Raw genomic sequence first — 19152 nt, forward strand, 5'->3', positions numbered from 1 at the left:
CATCGTAGTCGCGGCTCCGTTAGCTCCTGCTATCGTTCAGGTTGACTGAGCAAGGTGGCACTCACCCATCCCTCCGTGCCGACGCTGACTCGTTGCGGCACGCAGTTGCCACTGATTTCGATCACGCGCAACCTGTACCAGCGGTTATTGCCATCGATGGCACGCTCGGCGAGCAACTCTACCCGGTCGCCAACACACACCTGACCGATCACTGTTTCCTGGGCTATCCGTGGTTCGCTGCGAATGTTTCCACCCTGTATCACCTGCGCGCGTCCAATGATCGGTTCCGGAGTGTTGGTTGGCGGAGGTGGAGTGGCAGTAAGGGTAGGAGTGGCGGTTGCAGTGGGGATTGCGCTCTGGGTTGCCGCTTGCTGAGCAGTCGCGCGCGCTTCACGAGTTTGTATCGCAATCTGTGTCTGGTTGGCAACCACCCGACTCACTTCAATCTGCTCGATCAAAAAGGGGGTGAGGCCAATTAATCCCAACACCAGCACGCCGCCGATCACGGCGATCGTCAACACAGCGAGCGGTCCACGACGGCGTCGGCGCGCAAATAGCCGATCCCAATCACGTGGATCATGTTTACGTTGCACAGTTCTCCCTCTCTACAACCAGCGGCATAACACCGGCTGACGCTCGCCGGTTGGCGTAAAGCCAAACCAGCGGTAAAGCCGCTGGGCATGGTGGTTATATGCCTGGGTGTTGAGAGTGAGCAACCCGGCGCCAATTTCAGCCGCATAGGTGACGAATTCGGCTAACAGGCGCGCGCCAATGCCGCGACCGCGATGTTCAGGATCAACGGCAATACGCACCAGATGCGCCAGCCGACCGCCAAAATGGCTGGTGGCGTAACTGTATCCTACAATCCGTCCGTCGAGTTCGGCAGTCACAAAAAATGAACCATCAACAATTGCCGGCGCTAATACCGTTTCGTCTTTTACCCATTGCGGCTCGAAGCAGCGCGCGTCGAGTTGCAACACTTCGGCTAAATCAACGGAATGGGCAGGGCGAACTTGCACATCAGGGTTACCGTCGGCTGGAATTTCCCACCCGCGTTTTTCATAGACAATCACATCGGTGTGGTGATAGTAGCCGGTCCCTTCGAGTAATGGGCGAAACCACTGATCAGACTGATCGTCGCCAGCGTAGTAGAGTTGGGTAATTGCCTGACTACGGGCCAGTTCTTCCAGCGCTGGCGCGATCTGGTTAAATGCTAGCTGGATCTGAATCCGATCACTGCAAGCGAAGGCACGCAGCCAGGCAACGCGCGTGATTGGACGACTGAGCGCGGCTACCGCAACCAGATCGCGCCGATGTTCGAGCACTACTGCTCGCCCTGCTTCCACCGCAGTGTACAGTTCATTGCCGCTCATCGCCACGAATCGTCGTCCGGCAGCGCGCAAAAGGTGACTGACAGCAGTGACATCAGCCGCCTGACTTGCGCGAACCACCGTTTCTTCTGGGTCAATAAGTTTGCGAAATGGCCACATACCTGTGCTACCATACATTTAGAGTCTGAAGCTGTATTGTACCAGAGAAGGGTTATGATAAGCCGGTTGCATCGCTATCTTTCCAGTCAGTGGCAACGATTTTTCGGTCTCAATATCACGGCTATCACACCGATGCTCTTCGTGGGTGGTCAATTCCATCCCCGCCAATGGCCGATCATCTATACGCTAGGGGTGCGGGCCGTCCTTTCGTTACAGGCCGAACGGGCCGATACGTTCCACGGGCCGCTGCCGGCGCGCAATTTACGATTATTGGTGCCGGATTTTCACCCTCCCACCATCGAGCAGCTTGATGAAGGAGTGCATTTTATTGCGCAAGCTATCAGTGACGGCTTGCCAGTTTTCGTCCATTGTCATGCCGGAGTAGGGCGGGCGCCATTAATGGCTGCCGCGTATTTGATGGCACGGCATGGATTGGAACACCAGGCCGCGCTGACCACCTTGCGCCTTGCCCGTCCAATCATTCGCCCGAATCGCCGCCAGATCGGTCGCCTGCGCGAGTATGAGCAGCTCTTGCGCCGTCGTCGCCAAACGCAGCGCGCTATGCCGCCTGCCGGCGCTGAAAACCGGTTGCCGCCAGTTCCAGACACCCCGATACCGTAAAGAGATCGACCAGTGCCAGTAATGGTAGACGCGATTGGGCGCAGAGGTAGACGGGCCGCCACGAAGGGGCGAATTTAGCCTTGAAGCGATATAGACCTTCAGCATTGTAGACGGTAACCATCCGGCGGCCAACCAGCGTGATCAAGCGTTCAAGTGGACGAAGATCCTGGTCAAGGTGGTGGAACGGTACTTCATTGAGACTGAGGGTTTGGCAGCCTTCAGCCTGCAACTGGGCGCCGGCTGTAGCAAACAAGGCTTCCATAACCCCTGCCGGCGCTTGCGGTCGGCGCAGCATCAATTCGGTCACAGCAGTCGTCGCCGATGGTCGGGTAAGTAACAGCGCTCCCTGCCAGCAATCGGTTGGATCGGCGTAGACGAATAAACGAGTTTCAGGCTCAAAAGTGGTGCGAAAGAGGTAGCGAAGCTGCGGTCGTTGACCGTAACGGGCTTCGCTCGCCAGTCGGCGTAGCCGGGTAACAGCAGTCGGACTCCAGGGAATTTCGCTGACCTTGCCGAAACGGGCTGCGGCGCGCGCCATTTTCCGCACTGAACGACGGCATAGCCCGTCACCAGTGAGATCGATGATACCTTCAATGCCAACCCGTATTGTCTCCCAGCCGACGCGCGCTAGCCGTTGCGCGACCCCTGCCGCGCATCCGCGCAACAACAGGCGATGGCCTGATTGCTCGCGATGCACCTGAAGTAGATCATACCCTGGCGGCAGGGTAGCATATGCTATCCAGGTCAGACCAGATAGCGGTAGCCTGACCTGCTGCATGCGTGGTCGCGCAAGATTGGCTCGTGTCCAGCTCAAAGGCAATTCGTCATCACCGGGAACAGGTAACATCATAGCGGTTTCCAACCTGTCGAGGCGCGCTCCGAGACTCATCTCGAGATTGACGGTCAAATAGGTTGCAGGAGAGACATCGTTTTACCGAAAAGGCGCGCAATTGATATCGTATGTAGTTTGCTCCCGATTGCGTGCCTCGTCAAGCACATCTGAGGTTGTTGCGATGTATGCCTGTCTGATGGCGCTGCCTACTTGCTCAGGCTCCCTGCAAAGCCGCCTCGATCCTGGCCACCACCATATCGATAGCGATAGGGTTGCGCCCCCCGCCGGGGAAGATCACGTCGGCATAGCGTTTGGTCGGTTCAACAAACTCAAGATGCATTGGGCGCACCGTGGTGAGATATTGTTCGATCACCGACTCAACTGAACGTCCACGTTCAGCGATGTCGCGGCGTAGCCGGCGGATAAAGCGCAAATCGGGATCGGCGTCAACAAACAGCTTAATCTGCATCCGGCGGCGCAACACCGGTTCGTAGAAGATCAAAATGCCTTCGACCAGAATCACCGGGCGCGGCTCAACCCGTTCAGTTTGCGGCAGGCGCGCATAGGTGGCGTAATCGTACACCGGTAGATCCACGGCTTGACCAGCGCACAGTGCGTCGAGATGGGCGACCAGCAGGTCGTTGTCTAATGCGTCGGGGTGATCAAAGTTGAATCTGGTTCGCTCTTCAAACGGCAGATGGCTGAGGTCTTTGTAGTAGCGATCATGGTCGATGTGAGCGATCCGGTCGGCGCCAACCCGTTGTAGTATCGCCTGGGCTACGCTGGTTTTACCGCTGGCGCTACCACCGGCGACGCCAATAATAATCGGCGAGATGTTCATCATAAGCGCGCTACTCTCTCACAAACGGAGGCGCGCCACAGGCGCGCCTCTTGACGACTTGCACTCTCTGTTGTTGCGCGTCAGACGGGTATGGAGTACCGTAATTCAGCGCAACCCTTTATGCTTCATACGTCATTCGACTTTCGACGCTACCAGCCGCGGTGGCGATAGCTTACCTGTTTCAGTCTGATCGGCGTAGCGACAATGTCGTCTATCAGACTGTCTGCGACTCTGGCTTTGATGGCTCACCAAGAATTTTATTGGTGAGGTAGGTCGCCAGCCACGCTGCCGCCAGGCTCAACACCAGACTAATCAAACCGTGTACCAGCTTGCGGCGCAACTCTTCATCAGTCATGCGTTATTCCCTCCGTCGCATCAAAATCGTCACAAAGTAGAGCAACTGCGCAATCGCCTGCGCTGCTGCGGCCACGTAGGTCAGGGCGGCGGCGTTTAGCACCGCATTCACGCCGGCGGCTTCCTGCACGGTCACCAGTCCGGCGCGTTGCAACATCTCGCGGGCGCGAGCGCTGGCATTAAACTCAACCGGCAGCGTCACCAGGGTAAATGCCACTGCCGCACTGAACAGGATGACACCAATGACGGCCAACTGGAAACCGAAGCTGCGACCACCGGTGGCGCTAAGCAGCATACCGATGAAGAAGAGCCAGGTGCCGAGCTGCGAACCAATATTGGCGAAGCCAACAATGCCCGACCGCACCCGCAGCCAGGCATACCCTTCTTTGTCCTGGGCGGCATGACCCAGCTCGTGGGCCACAATAGCCATCGCTGCCACCGACGGTTGCACCGATCCCTCTGACAGGCGGATGACCTTGCTGGATGGATCGTAGTGGTCGGTCAACATACCGGGGATCGTCTCGATCCCAACATGGTCAAGACCTTCATTCCGAATCAGGATGCGGGCGACATCAAAGCCGTTGAGCCGCCGCATATTGGCAACCTGTGACCATTTATTGAATGCCGACTGGACCTGAAACTGGGCCCAGAGCGCGAAGAGCATTGCTGGCACAGCAAAGATCAGGTACGTTGGATCGAAGAAGAATGGCATAGACGCCTCCCTCAAGCTTTAAGATGAGATGCGGATTGAAACCGCTGCTGCGTTCAGTATACCACTCTCAGACCTCAGTGAACTATTGACGAAGTATTTGAGTTTTGCAAAAAATCTGGGGCGACTCTTGCGTCGCCCCAGATCAGGACAATAACAGCCCCGGCCTTACAATCGCTGCTCGCCGGTCAGCGTTTGCCGGAATTGCCCAAGCCAGACCTGCCCGCGTTCGGCTACCAGCGCGCGCAAGGCCGGGCCACTGCGTGGGCTGAACAGGGCCGCGACTATGGCGCCGCCGGCCAGACCGATGAGGAAGCCGGCGATGAAACGCCGACCGCCAGTGCGACGGGGAATGAGACTGTCGATCATTGTGTCGAGTTCATCCATAGCCCGATCCTGGTCAACATTCTGATTGCGGTCAGTCAGTGTTTACGGATAAATTCCGCGGGTCGTCACCGCTTCAGCCACCCGCTGCACCGCCAGCATATAGGCTGCCGTCCGCAGGTCAACCTGCCGCTCGGCTGAGACGCGCAACACCTGCTGGAAGGCGTTGGTCATCACCCGGCGCAATTGGGCATTAACTTCTCGTTCGCTCCAGAAGAATTCTTGCAGGCCCTGCACCCATTCGAAGTAGCTTACAGTCACCCCGCCAGCGTTAGCCAGAATATCAGGAATAACGAGACAGCCACGATCGTACAGGATGGCATCGGCATCTTTCGTAGTAGGGCCATTGGCAGCTTCGGCAATTATCTGCGCTTTGATCCGGTCGGCATTCCGTGAGGTGATCACACCGCTCAAAGCTGCCGGCACCAGCACATCACACTCAAGTTCGAGGAGTTCTTCGTTAGGGAGCGTATCGGCGTTAGCGACGCCGATCACGCTGCCGGTGTGGGCTTTATGCGACAGCACTGCTTCCACATCAAGCCCATGGGGATTGTAAACGCCACCCTGACTATCACTCAGCGCGATCACCTTCATCCCCAGTGCTACCGCTTCACGCGCAACCGTTGAGCCAACATTGCCGCAACCCTGAATTGCCAATCGTGTCTCAGCCAGATTCAGGCTCAGATGTTGCGCAGCAGTGGTCAAGACGTAGGTCAAGCCGCGACCGGTAGCTTCGAGTCGGCCTTCCGAGCCGCCAATGTTGATTGGCTTGCCGGTGACGACCGCCGGTACGGTATAGCCTTGATGCATCGAAATCGTATCCATGATCCACGCCATCACCTGCGGATTGGTGCCGATGTCGGGCGCAGGGATGTCACGCTCAGGACCGATCACAACGCTAATCTCGGTGGCAAACCGCCGGGTCAGGCGCTCAATCTCGCCAGCCGAAAGCTGTTTCGGGTCAACAATCACGGCTCCCTTGGCGCCACCGTAAGGCAAACCGGCCAGGGCACACTTCCAGGTCATCAGCATCGCCAGCGCCCGTGTTTCGTCAAGGGTCACATCAGGGTGATAGCGAATCCCGCCCTTCGTTGGGCCACGCGCCAGATTGTGCTGAACGCGAAAACCCTGAAAGACTTCAATGCGCCCATCATCACGTTTGACGGGGAAATTGACGGTGAGTTCACGCTGGGGCACGCGCAAAATGCGACGTAAATTTGCCGGTAGATCGAGCAGATCGGCAGCTTCGTCAAACTGTTGCTGAACAGTGCTCAGCAGGTTTGCGCCCTCCAGGGGCGCGGCGGTTCGTTTTACATCAGTCATAACCATAACGCTTTACCCCTCAACGATGAGTGGAGACGGCCAGCGCTGGCCGGTCGCGACAACGGCGGCGCGACATACGGTATTGTACCACGCCACAGCGGCTGATCATGTTGAAATGGAATGAAATTAGTCATCAACTGGAATGAATTCATTGACACTCACCACCGAATGCACAAATGCGGCGATTAACCGGATAGCGTGATCCACATCGCTCAATTCGATCATTTCATTCGGTGAATGCATATAGCGATTGGGGATCGAAATCACCGCGCTGGCCACGCCTCCGCGCGCGTGGTGAATGGCGTCAGCATCGGTGCCGGTATAGCGTGGAGAAATCTGCACACTGTAAGGAATCGCCTCGCGTTCAGCCAGTTCGACCAGGCGGCGGAAGACGCGCCCGCTATTAGCCGAACCGCGTGAGAGCACCGGGCCACCGCCAAGTTTCACTGTATTCCACTGGCGCTGATCGGAATCAGGGTGATCAGTCGCGAAGGTGACATCAACCACAATCGCTACCTGCGGATCGAAACTGAAGGCAGCGGTTGTAGCTCCGCCAAAGGTAATCTCTTCCTGGGTTGTAGCCACTGCCGCAACACAGGCGTTTGGTCGATGCTGACTAAGCAAGCGCAATGCCTCTAGCACGGTGAATGCGCCGATGCGATTGTCAATCGAACGGCTGACGATCCGGTGGCCGCGCAATTCATAGACGGGAGCGTCGATTACACCCACATCGCCGACCTGAACCAGCTCGACGGCTTCGGCGCGACTCGACACGCCAATGTCGATCCACATTTGTTCGATTTTGGTCACCTGGTTGCGCTCGTCGGGTTTGAGCAGATGGATGGGCTTTTTGCCGATCACCCCAATGACTTCGCCATGTCGCCCAAGCAGACGCACCCGTTGCCCGATCAATACCTGCGCGTCCCAGCCGCCAATTGGGCTGAAGAAGAGAAAGCCATTGTCATCGATGTGACTGATCATCAGCCCGATTTCGTCAATGTGGCCGGCAAGCAAAATGCGAGGGCCGCTACCTTCCAGCACGGCAAAACTGTTGCCGAGCACGTCGCTATAGACCTGGTCGGCAAACGCGCGCGCCTCGGCGCGCCAAACCCGCGCCGCCTGATCTTCGTCGCCTGATGGTCCCGGCGCAGCCAGCAGACGTTTCAGAAACGCAATTTGATCATCGTGCATGATTCTTGATCCTTACCTTGTATCAGTGCGACAGCGGTGTCGCCTCTGGCACTCCGTATTTTAGTATATCCCAAGACAGATGTTGTCTGTTTTGGAAAGCTTCGATCAGAATAATATGCGCTTTTGACCGTATTCTGTCGGATAAAATGCTTGACGCCGTTCAAATCTGCCCCTTATAATGAAGCAGACATTATGCGGTACGCAAGCATAACAAAGATGAAAAAGCCGGAATTTGCCGATCTGGTTGCTGAAGTGCTTGAAAGTCTGCCCCCTGCCTTTGCCCGTTATCTCGAGACGGTTGAGGTGCTGATTGCGCCGCGCCCCAGTCGAGAACAGCGCCGCGCGCTTGGCTTGCGACCGTGGCAGACCATTTACGGGCTATACGAGGGCATCCCGATCACCGAGCAGCATAGTGGTGATATAGTCTCCCCGGCGACTATCACCATCTTCCAGGAGCCGCTCGAACGCGATTTTCGCACTACGACGGCGCTGCGCGAGCAGGTGCGCCGCACCGTATTGCACGAGATTGCCCACCATTTCGGCATTAGCGATGAACGGTTGCGCGATTTGAATGCCTATTAGCGGTTCAATCGCGACTGTTTGTTGAGTGAGGGAGCGCGTGCGGATTAGTGCGATCATCACCGGAGTCATCTATATCGGGGCGCTGGCTGTAGCTGCCCTGCTACTCTGGCAGACACTTCAGATGTCGAGTGCATTGATCTCACTCACCACCAGGGTTCCTGCAACCGCTACAGTCGCAGCGCCTACCGCCACTGCGGCGCCCTTGTTGATATTGCCTACTCCGGTTCCGCCTACTCCGGCGCCAACCGTAGCGCCGCCACCGACAGAGTTGGTGGGCTATCATCCGAAGAGTGGACGCTATATCGCAGTTTGGTTGCCGCCAGTCTTCGAGGGTGAAGCTCGCGAGTCGTTTTTCGCCAATGTTGACATTATCGATGACATCAGTCCATTCTGGTACACGACTGATGCCAGTGGCCGGCTTTACGGACGACGCGATGATGAGTTGGTGCGCATTGCCCACGATAACAATGTTCGTATCATTCCTTCTATTCACAATGTGGGCAATCCAGGCGCTGTTGTGCCGGTGTTAACGAACCCCCAGTTGCGCGCGCGTCACATTCAAAATATTGTAGATGAGGTTTTGGCTCGCGGATACGATGGTATCGACATTGACTACGAATCGTTAGCGCCGTCGGTGCGTGATGATTTTACCGCCTTTATCATCGAGCTGTCCGCTGCGCTGCGCGCGCACAATAAGTTGCTTACGGTTGCTGTGCATGCTAAAGATCGCGATGATGGCGGGTTGGGTGCGTTTCAAGACTGGCGAGCCATCGGGACCCATGTGGATCAATTGCGTATCATGACCTACGATTACCACTGGCGTGGATCGGGGCCAGGGCCGGTTGCGCCGGCCTACTGGATCGAAGCGGTAGCCGGTTATGCCCGCGAGGTGGTTGATCCGGCGAAAGTCTTGATCGGTGTTCATTTTTACGGTTACGATTGGCCTCCTGAAGGTAACGCCACCGCGCGCCCATGGCGAATTATCGAAGAGATTATCAACGAGTACCAGCCAACAGTGAGTTTTATCGAGCGCAATGCTCGTGGTCGGGTCGGTGAGAGCACGTTTACCTATCGCACCAGCGCCGGCACGCGCACGGTCTGGTTTATGACCGATACCGGTCTGGCCGACAAGATTGCAACCGTGCAGAAGCTCGATCTGGCCGGGATTGCGATCTGGCAATTAGGGTATGAGCGACCTGAATACTGGCAGACGGTGCGGGCCAATTTAGTGCAGGATTCGACGTTGATTCAACGGGCGTTGAATGCATTGTTACCGGAACATTGAGGGGTGACGCGCGGCGATGTGTCGGTGTCAACAACTCGATCCAGAGTGTCGCTGAGCTGATATTATGACGACCACTGCAAGCGAACGCGGAGTGCAGGCTAATCCAACTGAAGCGCGCGATCTGGTCGAACGCGGCATTGCCGCAGCGCGCGGTGGCCAACGTCGCGTGGCGGCAGGCCTGCTGGCCCGCGCGTTGAAGCTTGATCCCCGTGATGAACGCGCCTGGTTGTGGTTAAGCGGTGTAGTGGATGATCCGGCCCAGCGCATGTTTTGTTTGCAGGCCGTGTTGCGGATCAATCCCAATAATCCGCATGCTCGTCGCGGACTGGCTATGCTCGAGCGGCAGGGTGCGGTGGCAGCGCAACCGGTTGCCAACCTCGAGCAGCCGGTCGCAGAATCGGTTGCCGAAACACCATCAACACCTGCGAACACTACCGTAGCGGGGGCAACGCCGGCCCATGACTGGTGGTTTCGCTGGCGCTGGCAGCGGCAGGAAACGTCGCGCGCGCGGGTAGTGCTCTGGTTCTTGCCGATTGTGTTGTTGACCGTCGCGTTGTTCTTGCATCAGAGTGTGAGCGCGGCGCGCGAGCAGGCGCTGGCTGCGCTGACCACGGCGCAAACGCAAGAGCTGCTCGTCGAACCATTGGTGACTCTGTTGGCTACCCCAACGCCTGTTCCGGCACTCGAAGCTGAGCCACTGGCCGTTGTCGAGAGTCTCACCGTCTCGTATCTCACCGCTATCGATGCGATCCGTGCTGATTTGCGCGCGGCAACAGCTACGTATCGTCAAGAGACCAGTCAGCCTGGCGGCGCTTCGATTAATCATGTTGCGGCTACGCAACGGCTGCGCGCGAACGTAGCGCAGGCTCTGGCTAACCTTGGCGAACTGCGCGCGCCGGGTGTGCTGTTGCCGGCTCATGAAGATTATCGGCAGGGTCTCGAACTGGAACTGGCCGGCCTTGACGCAATTCTCGACTTTTATAGCACCTATGATGTTGCCCATGCCAATCGCGCTGCGCTTCGTTTTCAGGAAGCGCGCGCTTTTATCGAGCGCGCGCAGACCAGCTTTCAGGTTCAACGTCAGCTTCTGGGAGAGATGAGCCTGATAAGTGCGTATACCATTCGTTAAACACCCTGTACAACTACCGTGCGCGAAGGCGCGGCACTTGGTGAAATGAACCGCGTCTATGTGGCACAAGTCCCACAGACGCGGCCCAATCCCCTCCCTCGTTGCTGTGCCACTCAGTCTACAGCGCTACTCCATAGATAGCCGAATACTTTTGGCGCAGATAGGTGAGGTATGGTTCGATCTGTAACGGCCCGCCAGCCGCCCGCTCGATCAGTTCGTTTGGCGTAAATACGCTGCCATGGCGATAAATGTGTTCGCGCAACCAACCGTGCAACGTGGCAAATTCTCCTTCGCGGATCTCATCATCGATAACGGGATGCGCAGCGCGCGCTGCGGCCAGAAATTGCGCGCTGAGAATGTTGCCCAGGGTATATCCCTGAAATGCGCCGCCGATCAGGCCGCCAAACCAGTGGACATCTTGCAACACACCGTCGCGATAGTCCGGCACGGTGACCCCCAGATCCTCGGCGTAGCGGGCATTCCACGCTTCAGGCAGTTCGCGCAACTGGAGACTACCTTCAAGCAAGGCCAGCTCCAGATCAAACCGGATCATCACGTGAAGATTGTAAGTTACTTCATCGGCGTCGGTGCGAATCAATGAGGGTTGCACACGGTTGATGGCGCGGTAGAATTCATCAAGCGATACTTTCCCCAATTGTTGCGGAAAGGTCTCTTGCAATTCCGGGTAAAAGCGTTCCCAGAAAGGCAATGAGCGACCGATCAGATTTTCCCACAAGCGGGATTGACTTTCATGTACGCCGGCAGAGACGCCGCCACAGAGTGGGGTGCCCTCAAAGGCGGGATCTACCCCCTGCTCGTACATGGCATGCCCCGACTCGTGCAGGGTGCTGAAGAGACCATCTGCCAGATCGTGTTCGTTGATCCGGGTGGTGATCCGCACATCACCTACCGAGAATTTGGTGGCAAACGGATGATGGGTCAGATCCTGGCGACCGCGCTCGAAGTCGTAGCCGAAGCGGCGGATGATCGACTCGCCAAACGCAAGCTGATCCTGGCGCGGGTAATATTTGCGCAGGCATGAGTCATCAATCGGCGGTTGGGCGACGATGGCGCGAATGATAGGGGTCAGGCCGGCGCGCAGGCGGGCAAAGAGATCGCGAATCTTCGCTGCGCGCATGCCATAGTCGCTGAAGTCGATCAACGGATCGGCGGGATGTTCGTAACCGGGAAAGCAGTCGGCTACCCGGCGACTCAACTCCAGCGTGCGTTCAAGATAGGGCAGCATCGTCGCAAAATCATTCGCCGGACGGGCCTGCGTCCAGGCGTGATAACTGGCTGCCGTATGCGCAGCAATCTCGCCGGCCAGCTCAACCGGAATGCGAGTCATTCGTTCGTAATCGCGATGCGCAACCCGGATCAGCGCAGCGTCCGGGTGCTCGTAGGGTAGCTGTTCAGCGTAGGGCAATAGCTCTTTCAGCAGGCGACCCAGTTCGGGATCGGTGCTGCGGGCATGGGCGAGCCGCGAGAGTGTTGCCAGTTGGCGAGCGCGCGCTGCTGCGCCGCCGGGAGGCATATAGGTGCTCTGATCCCAGTTAAGCACGGCTGCGGCGCTGTTCAGATCGTCAATCTCTTGCAGCCGGGCGCGAAGTTCCTGGAGACGGGTTTCCATTATTGTCACTCACTTTCTCTCTGCGCAAACCACTTCTGTGTGGATGCTATTGCTGTCAGTTTAGCCTAAACGTTGATGAGCCTGAGGTCACATCACTACGCGCGTCGCGATGTACTCGCGATGATACCGGTTTAGCTCCGCTGCCGCCAGGCGAGCAACCGCTGTTCGGCAGCGCGCAGAGTTTCGTCGCGTTTGGCAAAGCAAAATCGGGCCAATAGTGGCAGATCATGCCGGCGAGCGTAAAAAACTGAGGGTGGAATTGCCGCCACGCCGACTTCCCGGGTGAGATAACGGCAGAACGCAACATCGTCGCGAAAGCCGGTAGCGGTAATGTCGGCCATCAGGAAATAGCTGCCTTCAGTCGGTAACACCGGCAAACCAACGCTAGACAGAATCTCTTCTAAGAGCCGATAACGCGCCGTGTACTCGGCGCGAAATTGCCGGTAATACCCGTTGTGAAGCGCGCCTTCGAGCGCCGCAGCAGCGGCAAACTGCAACGGTGTGGCGGTAGCGAAGGTGATCCACTGGTGGGCAGCGCGCAGGGCATCATTCAGGTGGGCCGGACCGACTGCATACCCGATCTTCCAACCGGTCAGGCTAAAGGTCTTCCCAATGCTATTGATTGTCAGCGCGCGTTCCCACATGCCGGGCAACGTCGCGATAGGAATATGCTCAGCGCCGGCAAACACAAGCTGATCGTAGACCTCATCAGCAACGACGATCACGTCATAGGTTTGACAGAGATCGGCAATCTGTTCCAGTTCGGCGCGGCGAAAGACCTTTCCGGTTGGGTTGTGCGGCGTGTTCAGTATCAGCAGGCGAGTGCGTGGCGAGAAGGCTGCCTGCAATTCTGCCGGATCGAACCACCAGCCGGCGTGATTGGCTGTCGGCGGATGGAGACGCACAAAGCGAGGAACGCCGCCGGCCATAGTCACATCGGGCAGATAGGCATCGTAGAACGGCTCGAACAGGATCACCTCATCGCCGGGATCAACCAATGCCTGCACGGCGCCGAAGAGCGCTTCGGTTGCGCCACTGGTCACAGTGACTTCACGCTGTGGATCAATTGTTCGCCAGCCTTGCGCCTGCCAGGTGGCCGCGATTGCTTCGCGCAAACGGGGAACGCCAATGTAAGGCGCATACTGGTTAGCGTCAGCGGCAATAGCTTCAGCGGCAGCCTGCTTGACCCACTCCGGTCCGGCGAAATCAGGGAATCCCTGACCCAGATTGACTGCGCCGCACTGCACGGCGAGGGCGCTAATTTCGGCAAAGATGGTGGTGCCAAAGTGACGAACGCGCTCGGCGCTGTGTGGTGTGGTCATCGCGAACCTCTAATGTCTGGCTGAAGAACCGGCTTTTGTTATGGTACCACAGACTGCTGCAACTTTGGCGCTGGTCACGGCGTCATACCGGCAGTAAATGTGGCACGTCTATCGCACCTGAGGAGGCAATCAATGTCATTCCAACACGATCAGGCTCGTTTGATCGGTTTCTTGCTCATCGCGCTCGGTATCGTTGCGCTCTTCAAGTTATGGTGGCTGGTTCCGATTGCGTTGCTGGTCGGTGGCGGTATTGCCATCTACCGCCGCCAGCGCGACCTTGGTCGCACCGCCGAGGCAGTGCAGGCGTTGCTGTGGGGGGTAGGGCTGGCATTGCTCTCGCTGTTCAATCTGGTCTGGCCGGGCATTTTAGTCCTTGGTGGCATCAGCCTGTTAATGATCGGGCGTGAAGCGGTTGTTGAGCAGCGCATGTGGGCATTAATTGGGCAGGTGTTAAACTGGAATCGCCGCCCCACAACGCCACCGGCAAGCAACAAAGTCCAGATCGTCGAGCGCGACAACGAATAGCTCAGGCGGCAGGCGTTATCGATCCGGTAACGCCTGCTCTGTTTCTACGGTAGCGACCCCAACAGGCGAGCCAGCCAGACTCTCACTGCCGCTCGCGCCGCTTCGGCAGTGGGTGATCCATCGGTGTAAATTGCTCCCGACTGCACAGTGGCGATTGTCTCCTGGAAATCTTGAAATGCCGTCACTCCGGCCAGCCGATCAGGACGATCTGGGCCACCGGCCAGGTCGATCAGCGCTTCTGGACGGTTAGAAAAGACGATATGATGCTCAATCAGGCTCACGGCGCGCAACGGGCCGGTGGTGTCGCTGACAAAGATAGTCGTCTCTCCCACTCGTTGTTCGGTGAAGGTCTCGCCGCGATTGCGACGAACGGCAAGATGCTTTTCCAGAAACATGCGGGCCTGAGGATCGTTGCGCGAGGCGAGGAAGACCATCACTTCGCCGTTTGTGATCAGGTCAGCGGCGACATCGCTGGTCACAGGCGTGAAATCGCGCACCACTACCGCAATGTTGCTGCCGATCCAGGTAATCACATCGCTGTCGAGCTTCACCCCCAGCAATGAGGCCACATTCGTCGCTGCATCGGCTGGCAATGGCAAACCAAAGATTTCGTTTAAGGCTCGTTCGATCCGCGGCTGCTCAGGCACATCGCTCAGCGTAGGCGCGAGACTGGCGTATAGCTGGACATCAGCCGGCAACAATTCCGCCGGCGTTGGCCCGCGTTGGACAGTGGTAAACCAGTAAATGAAGATCGCGCCGACCAGGGCAGCAAACAGGGTGATTGCCAGCCCTCCGGCAAAGGCGTAACCCAGACCTCTTTCACGGGGCATGGTTGAAGTATGAATCATCATTTTATCAATTGACTAGCCACTTTTCCTATCAGCATGGTACCATACTTTACAGTGACAGCCGAACTGAAGGGTAGTGATAGGCATGCTGGTATGCGGATCGAAACCTTACCGCCGGTAGCGGCGGTTGGGCATATTCTCTGCCACAATCTGGCCGATGCGCAGGGACGTAAAGCCTTTAGCAAAGGTCGGCGATTACAGACTGAAGATCTGGCGCGGTTAGCCGAGCTAGGCATCGCGGCGGTGCGAGTGGCCGTGCTGGCGCCGGATGATGTCCACGAAGACGAAGCGGCAGTGCGTTTAGCGCAAATCGTGGCCGGTCCGGGGGTGGCAATCGGCGAGCCGCATGCCGGTAGGGTCAATCTGCGCGCTACTGTTGATGGCCTGCTTTTGATTGACGCTGAGGGATTGTTGTCGATCAATTTAATTGATGGGCTGACCGTCGCCACTCTGCCTTCTTACACCCTGGTTACTGCCGGTCAAATGCTGGCAACGATCAAGATTATTCCGTTTGCAGTCCCGGCAGCCGATCTATCGCAGGCCGCAACGACTAGCTCCGGCGGAGTTATGCGGGTCACAATGTTAACGCGGCAGCGGATCGGCGTGGCGTTGGTCAGCAGCCTGGCTGGGCGAGCGCGAGTTGCGCGCGTGATGTTACCCGCTATCAGCGGACGGATCGCCGATCTAGGCGCAACTATGGTGGCGCAGCGCGAAGTATTGCCCGACGAAGCCGAAGTTGCTGCCGGCCTGGTAGAGCTGATCGAGTCAGGGGCCGATCTGATCATTGCTGCTGGCGAAACCTCGGTCGTTGATCGTGACGATGTCATTCCGCGCGCTGTGCGGAGACTTGGCGGTGAAATCGCTCATTACGGCGCGCCGGTGGAGCCGGGGAATCTGTTGTTACTTGCATACTTGCCCGGCGCAGATGGAGATATACCGGTCATCGGCGCGCCTGGCTGTGTGCGATCGCGCGACCAAAACATTGTTGACCTGATTCTTCCGCGTCTGATGGCTGGTGAACGGTTGGGGCGACGGGAAATTGCCGCGCTTGGACTGGGGGGATTGCTCGGTGCAGTGCGACAGGAAGCGAGGAGCCATCGAGATAACCGGGCTTGAAAGAAGAATAAGAACGATTGGCACAAGACATGATACTGAAGGGGGAAGGCGGCAATGAATCTTGAAAGTCTATACCACGACCGGCGCGAGGCGGCGCTGGCCGATTTCAATCGAGCAATTGCGATTGATGAAGCCTATGCGTGGGCTTACTTTCAGCGTGGTCAGGTATTGCGTGAATTGGGGCGAATGGAGGAAGCTCTGGCTGATTTGACCCGCGCTTGCGAACTGGAACCGGAAGACGCTGCCTATCACGCCGAGCGTGGTGAGACATTGCGCATGCTACGCCGTTACGAAGAGGCGTTGGCCGCTTTCTCGCGCGCAATCACGCTACGACCCGAATATCCCTGGGCGCTTGGCAGTCGCGGGCAGGTGTGGCGCGCGCTGCGACGCCATCACGAAGCGCTGTCCGATTTCGATGCCGCATTAGAGTTCAACCCCACGCTGGCGTGGGTGCATGCCGAACGTGGCGAGACCCTGCGCGCGCTCCGGCGCTATCCCGAGGCGATTGAGGCATTCAGTCATGCGCTGGCCATCGATCCCGATTATGTCTGGGCGCGGGGACATCGCGGCATTACCTATCGTGAAATGCAGGACTATCCGGCAGCGATTGCCGATTTCGACGCTGCCATTGCTTTGCAAAATAATATGCCATGGCTCTACGCCGAGCGTGGCGAGGCGCGTCGCCTCGCCGATGATTATGATGGCGCCCTCGCCGACTTGTCGCGCGCGATTGAACTTGATCCCGAATATGCCTGGGCTTTTGGCAGCCGCGGCGCCACGTTCCGCGCTATCGGTGACGTTGAGGCAGCATTGGCCGATTTCAACCGGGCGCTCGAACTCGATCCCGATTATACGTGGGTCTACATGCAGCGCGGTCTCTTGCATCGCAACGCTGACCGAACCGATGAAGCGCTGGCTGATTTTAGCCGCGTGCTTGAACTAGATCCCAATCACGTGAGCGCGCTCGCAGAGCGCGGCGAACTCTGGCGGTTGCGCCGTCGTTACAACGAAGCATTAGCTGACTTCAATCGCGCGCTCGAGTTGCAACCGGATCATGCGTGGGTGTTGGGTAGTCGCGGGCAGGTCTATCGAGTGCTGAGCCGCTATGAAGAGGCGTTAGCCGATTTCAATCGCGCGCTTGCGCTCAAGCCCGATGTGGTCTGGATGCTGGCCGAGCGTGGCGAAACACTCCGCCTGCTGCGGCGCTATAACGAGGCCATCGAAGATTTCAACCGGGCGCTCGAGCTCAGTCCTGACGACTCGTGGATCCTCAGCCGGCGCGGCGCTACCTATCAGGCGCTCAAAATCTACGAAGAGGCATTTATCGACCTGACCCGCGCAGTTGAGATCGATCCCAACAATGCCTGGGCCTGGGCGCAGCGTGGTTCGCTCTTTCGTCAGATGTGACTATGGGCGAGTCATGATCGGCGCGCAAGCGCGCCGGTCAGTCAATAGTGTCTTCTATGCTGCCGCACAGTGTCCTGGAATTGCCGGTACATCAACCGGTGTCACACAGACCCGTATGGTTCCTGCTCACCCACTTTCAACTTGAAAGTGGTGAGTTGGCGCATGAGTCAGGCCATCTCCTCGCTACTCTGGCTCTATTTTGTGGTATCATCGCTTGCGCCTGATCATCTTCAGCGAGGGAGGATCGCGCGGCAATGACCATCAATTATTCAGATTACTCGCGCCCGATACGGGTGGCGATGCTGGCGCGCGCCGTCTTCCCCTTGCATGGCTACGGCGGGATCGAGCGTCACGTCTATCATCTCACCAAGTACCTGACTCGATTGGGAGTGGAAGTGACACTCTATGTACAAACCCCGCCGGCGAATGCGGAACAACGTGATCTTCGTCCACGCGCTATTGAGACGTTGCGTTACGACTATACCTCACCGTTTTTGCCGCCAAATGGCGTGATCGGACGCCAGATCAACTTTCCGATCTATAGCTGGCGGATTGGGCGGCAGGCGGTGCAGCGCGCGCTCAACGGCGACTTTGATATTGTGCATACTCAGGGGTTGTGCGCCTTCGGATACGCTCTTGCCCGCCAACGTGACGCGCGTTTGCGCGTGATTCCCTTCATAGCCAATCCGCATGGGATGGAAGAATTCCGCACCCCTGACCGGCGCAAGTGGCTGGCATATGCCCCATTTCGCCAGCTTTACGCCTATGGCCATCGCCAGGCAGACCGGGTCATTGCAACCGATGCCTGCACCAAAGATGATCTCCCCCGCTATCTTGGCGTTGATCCGGCCAGGGTTGTGGTCATTCCCTCGGCGATTGATGTGGACGAATGTTTGTCACAGGTGCGGAGCGATTTGCGGACGGCGCTGCGGTTTCGGCTTGGCCTGACCAGAGGTGGGCCGATCTTGCTCAGTGTAGGCCGGTTAGAGCCAAACAAGGGTTTCGACATCTTGATCGCAGCCCTTGCGCGCTTGCGTGACGAGTTGCCGGCCAACTGGCGCTGGTTGCTGGTCGGCAGCGGTTCGGCCCGCGCGGCGCTTGAGCAGCAAGCCCGCGATGCCGGATTGGGCGAGCATGCGCTCTTCGTGGGTCGTTTAAGTGACGAAGAGCTGCACAGTCTCTACGAAGAGATCGATCTCTTTGTCCATCCAACGCGGTACGAAGGCAGCTCTCTGGTAACGCTTGAAGCGATGATCCATCGCCGACCGGTGGTAGCCAGCGCGATTGGCGGCATTCCCGATAAGGTGTTTCCCGGGCGCAACGGGTTGCTGGCGCAACCGGGTGATGTTGACGATCTCACTGCGCAACTGCGCGCTGCGTTTGCTGCGCGTGATCAGTGGTCGGGTTGGGGAGCGGAGGGCGAGCGGATCGCGCGCGCGACTTTTGATTGGCCGGTTGTGGCCCAGCAAACGCTCGACCTCTACCGCGAACTTCTTGCAGCTACGACCTTGCCCTCCAGTTGAGTAAATTGCTGTTATGCCGGTTCTATTCTGGCATACCGTG

The 19152-nt window shown here is 57.8% G+C and carries 20 protein-coding genes; 8 read left to right on the top strand and 12 right to left on the bottom strand.

Annotation, left to right across the window (positions count from 1 at the left end):
- Positions 1-29 precede the first annotated feature (29 nt).
- Together Q0650_RS12460 and Q0650_RS12465 are read right to left on the bottom strand one after the other, a co-directional pair.
- Positions 30-593 carry an SH3 domain-containing protein gene (locus Q0650_RS12460; protein WP_298819434.1) on the bottom strand — a complete coding sequence of 188 codons (564 nt, stop codon included), beginning with the start codon at positions 591-593 and terminating at the stop codon, positions 30-32.
- 12 nt (positions 594-605) lie between these two features.
- Positions 606-1490, bottom strand: coding sequence for a GNAT family N-acetyltransferase (locus tag Q0650_RS12465; RefSeq protein ID WP_298819436.1), 885 nt, complete (start codon positions 1488-1490; stop codon positions 606-608).
- Positions 1491-1544: 54 nt separating this feature from the next.
- Between Q0650_RS12465 and Q0650_RS12470 the strand changes: the two genes are divergently transcribed.
- The gene (locus Q0650_RS12470; protein ID WP_298819438.1) at positions 1545-2111 is read left to right on the top strand and encodes a dual specificity protein phosphatase; all 567 of its coding nucleotides are present in this window, start codon (positions 1545-1547) and stop codon (positions 2109-2111) included.
- Here the strand turns inward: Q0650_RS12470 and Q0650_RS12475 are convergent.
- From Q0650_RS12475 to Q0650_RS12505, 7 genes are all read right to left on the bottom strand, one after another.
- Positions 2050-2961, bottom strand: coding sequence for a DUF2156 domain-containing protein (locus Q0650_RS12475; protein WP_298819439.1), 912 nt, complete (start codon positions 2959-2961; stop codon positions 2050-2052). The genes Q0650_RS12470 and Q0650_RS12475 overlap by 62 nt on opposite strands.
- A 196-nt stretch (positions 2962-3157) precedes the next feature.
- A complete protein-coding gene (udk, locus tag Q0650_RS12480) occupies positions 3158-3784 on the bottom strand; it encodes a uridine kinase (protein WP_298819508.1) in 627 nt (208 codons plus the stop codon).
- A gap of 214 nt (positions 3785-3998) precedes the next feature.
- Positions 3999-4139, bottom strand: coding sequence for a hypothetical protein (locus Q0650_RS12485; RefSeq protein WP_298819441.1), 141 nt, complete (start codon positions 4137-4139; stop codon positions 3999-4001).
- Positions 4140-4142: 3 nt separating this feature from the next.
- On the bottom strand, positions 4143-4850 hold the full coding sequence (locus Q0650_RS12490) for a zinc metallopeptidase (protein ID WP_298819443.1): 708 nt from the start codon (positions 4848-4850) through the stop codon (positions 4143-4145).
- 165 nt (positions 4851-5015) lie between these two features.
- Positions 5016-5234: a YtxH domain-containing protein gene (locus tag Q0650_RS12495; protein WP_298819444.1), complete on the bottom strand. Its 219-nt coding sequence runs from the start codon at positions 5232-5234 to the stop codon at positions 5016-5018.
- A 42-nt stretch (positions 5235-5276) separates the two neighbouring features.
- Positions 5277-6560, bottom strand: a complete 1284-nt coding sequence (locus Q0650_RS12500) for a Glu/Leu/Phe/Val dehydrogenase (RefSeq protein ID WP_333691772.1) — start codon at positions 6558-6560, stop codon at positions 5277-5279.
- A gap of 120 nt (positions 6561-6680) precedes the next feature.
- Positions 6681-7745, bottom strand: a complete 1065-nt coding sequence (locus Q0650_RS12505) for a M42 family metallopeptidase (RefSeq protein ID WP_298819448.1) — start codon at positions 7743-7745, stop codon at positions 6681-6683.
- A gap of 216 nt (positions 7746-7961) precedes the next feature.
- Here Q0650_RS12505 and Q0650_RS12510 point away from each other — a divergent pair, with 216 nt between their 5' ends.
- The 3 genes from Q0650_RS12510 to Q0650_RS12520 all read left to right on the top strand — a co-directional run bounded on the left by Q0650_RS12510 (position 7962) and on the right by Q0650_RS12520 (position 10741).
- Positions 7962-8327, top strand: a complete 366-nt coding sequence (locus tag Q0650_RS12510; RefSeq protein ID WP_298819449.1) for a metallopeptidase family protein — start codon at positions 7962-7964, stop codon at positions 8325-8327.
- 37 nt (positions 8328-8364) lie between these two features.
- On the top strand, positions 8365-9612 hold the full coding sequence (locus tag Q0650_RS12515; RefSeq protein WP_298819450.1) for a glycosyl hydrolase family 18 protein: 1248 nt from the start codon (positions 8365-8367) through the stop codon (positions 9610-9612).
- Between the two features lie 64 nt (positions 9613-9676).
- Positions 9677-10741 (top strand): hypothetical protein, encoded by a 1065-nt coding sequence (locus tag Q0650_RS12520; RefSeq protein ID WP_298819451.1) that lies wholly within the window; start codon positions 9677-9679, stop codon positions 10739-10741.
- A gap of 118 nt (positions 10742-10859) precedes the next feature.
- On the opposite strand, the gene Q0650_RS12525 is transcribed toward Q0650_RS12520, so the two are convergent.
- Both Q0650_RS12525 and Q0650_RS12530 read right to left on the bottom strand, forming a co-directional pair.
- Complete coding sequence (locus Q0650_RS12525) at positions 10860-12371, bottom strand: carboxypeptidase M32 (RefSeq protein ID WP_298819452.1); 1512 nt, start codon at positions 12369-12371, stop codon at positions 10860-10862.
- 131 nt (positions 12372-12502) lie between these two features.
- Positions 12503-13693, bottom strand: coding sequence for a methionine aminotransferase (locus tag Q0650_RS12530; protein WP_298819453.1), 1191 nt, complete (start codon positions 13691-13693; stop codon positions 12503-12505).
- Between the two features lie 132 nt (positions 13694-13825).
- On the opposite strand from Q0650_RS12530, the gene Q0650_RS12535 reads away from it, so the two are divergent.
- Positions 13826-14218: a hypothetical protein gene (locus tag Q0650_RS12535; protein ID WP_298819454.1), complete on the top strand. Its 393-nt coding sequence runs from the start codon at positions 13826-13828 to the stop codon at positions 14216-14218.
- A 44-nt stretch (positions 14219-14262) separates the two neighbouring features.
- Here Q0650_RS12535 and Q0650_RS12540 read toward each other — a convergent pair whose 3' ends face one another.
- Positions 14263-15048 (bottom strand): hypothetical protein, encoded by a 786-nt coding sequence (locus Q0650_RS12540; RefSeq protein ID WP_298819455.1) that lies wholly within the window; start codon positions 15046-15048, stop codon positions 14263-14265.
- Between the two features lie 111 nt (positions 15049-15159).
- Here Q0650_RS12540 and Q0650_RS12545 point away from each other — a divergent pair, with 111 nt between their 5' ends.
- From Q0650_RS12545 to Q0650_RS12555, 3 genes are all read left to right on the top strand, one after another.
- The gene (locus Q0650_RS12545) at positions 15160-16182 is read left to right on the top strand and encodes a molybdopterin-binding protein (RefSeq protein WP_298819456.1); all 1023 of its coding nucleotides are present in this window, start codon (positions 15160-15162) and stop codon (positions 16180-16182) included.
- Positions 16183-16236: 54 nt separating this feature from the next.
- Positions 16237-17589: a tetratricopeptide repeat protein gene (locus tag Q0650_RS12550; protein ID WP_298819457.1), complete on the top strand. Its 1353-nt coding sequence runs from the start codon at positions 16237-16239 to the stop codon at positions 17587-17589.
- A 254-nt stretch (positions 17590-17843) separates the two neighbouring features.
- Positions 17844-19112, top strand: a complete 1269-nt coding sequence (locus Q0650_RS12555) for a glycosyltransferase family 4 protein (protein WP_298819458.1) — start codon at positions 17844-17846, stop codon at positions 19110-19112.
- Positions 19113-19152 lie beyond the last annotated feature (40 nt).

This window comes from uncultured Chloroflexus sp. (assembly GCF_937129525.1).
Classification (GTDB): domain Bacteria; phylum Chloroflexota; class Chloroflexia; order Chloroflexales; family Chloroflexaceae; genus Chloroflexus.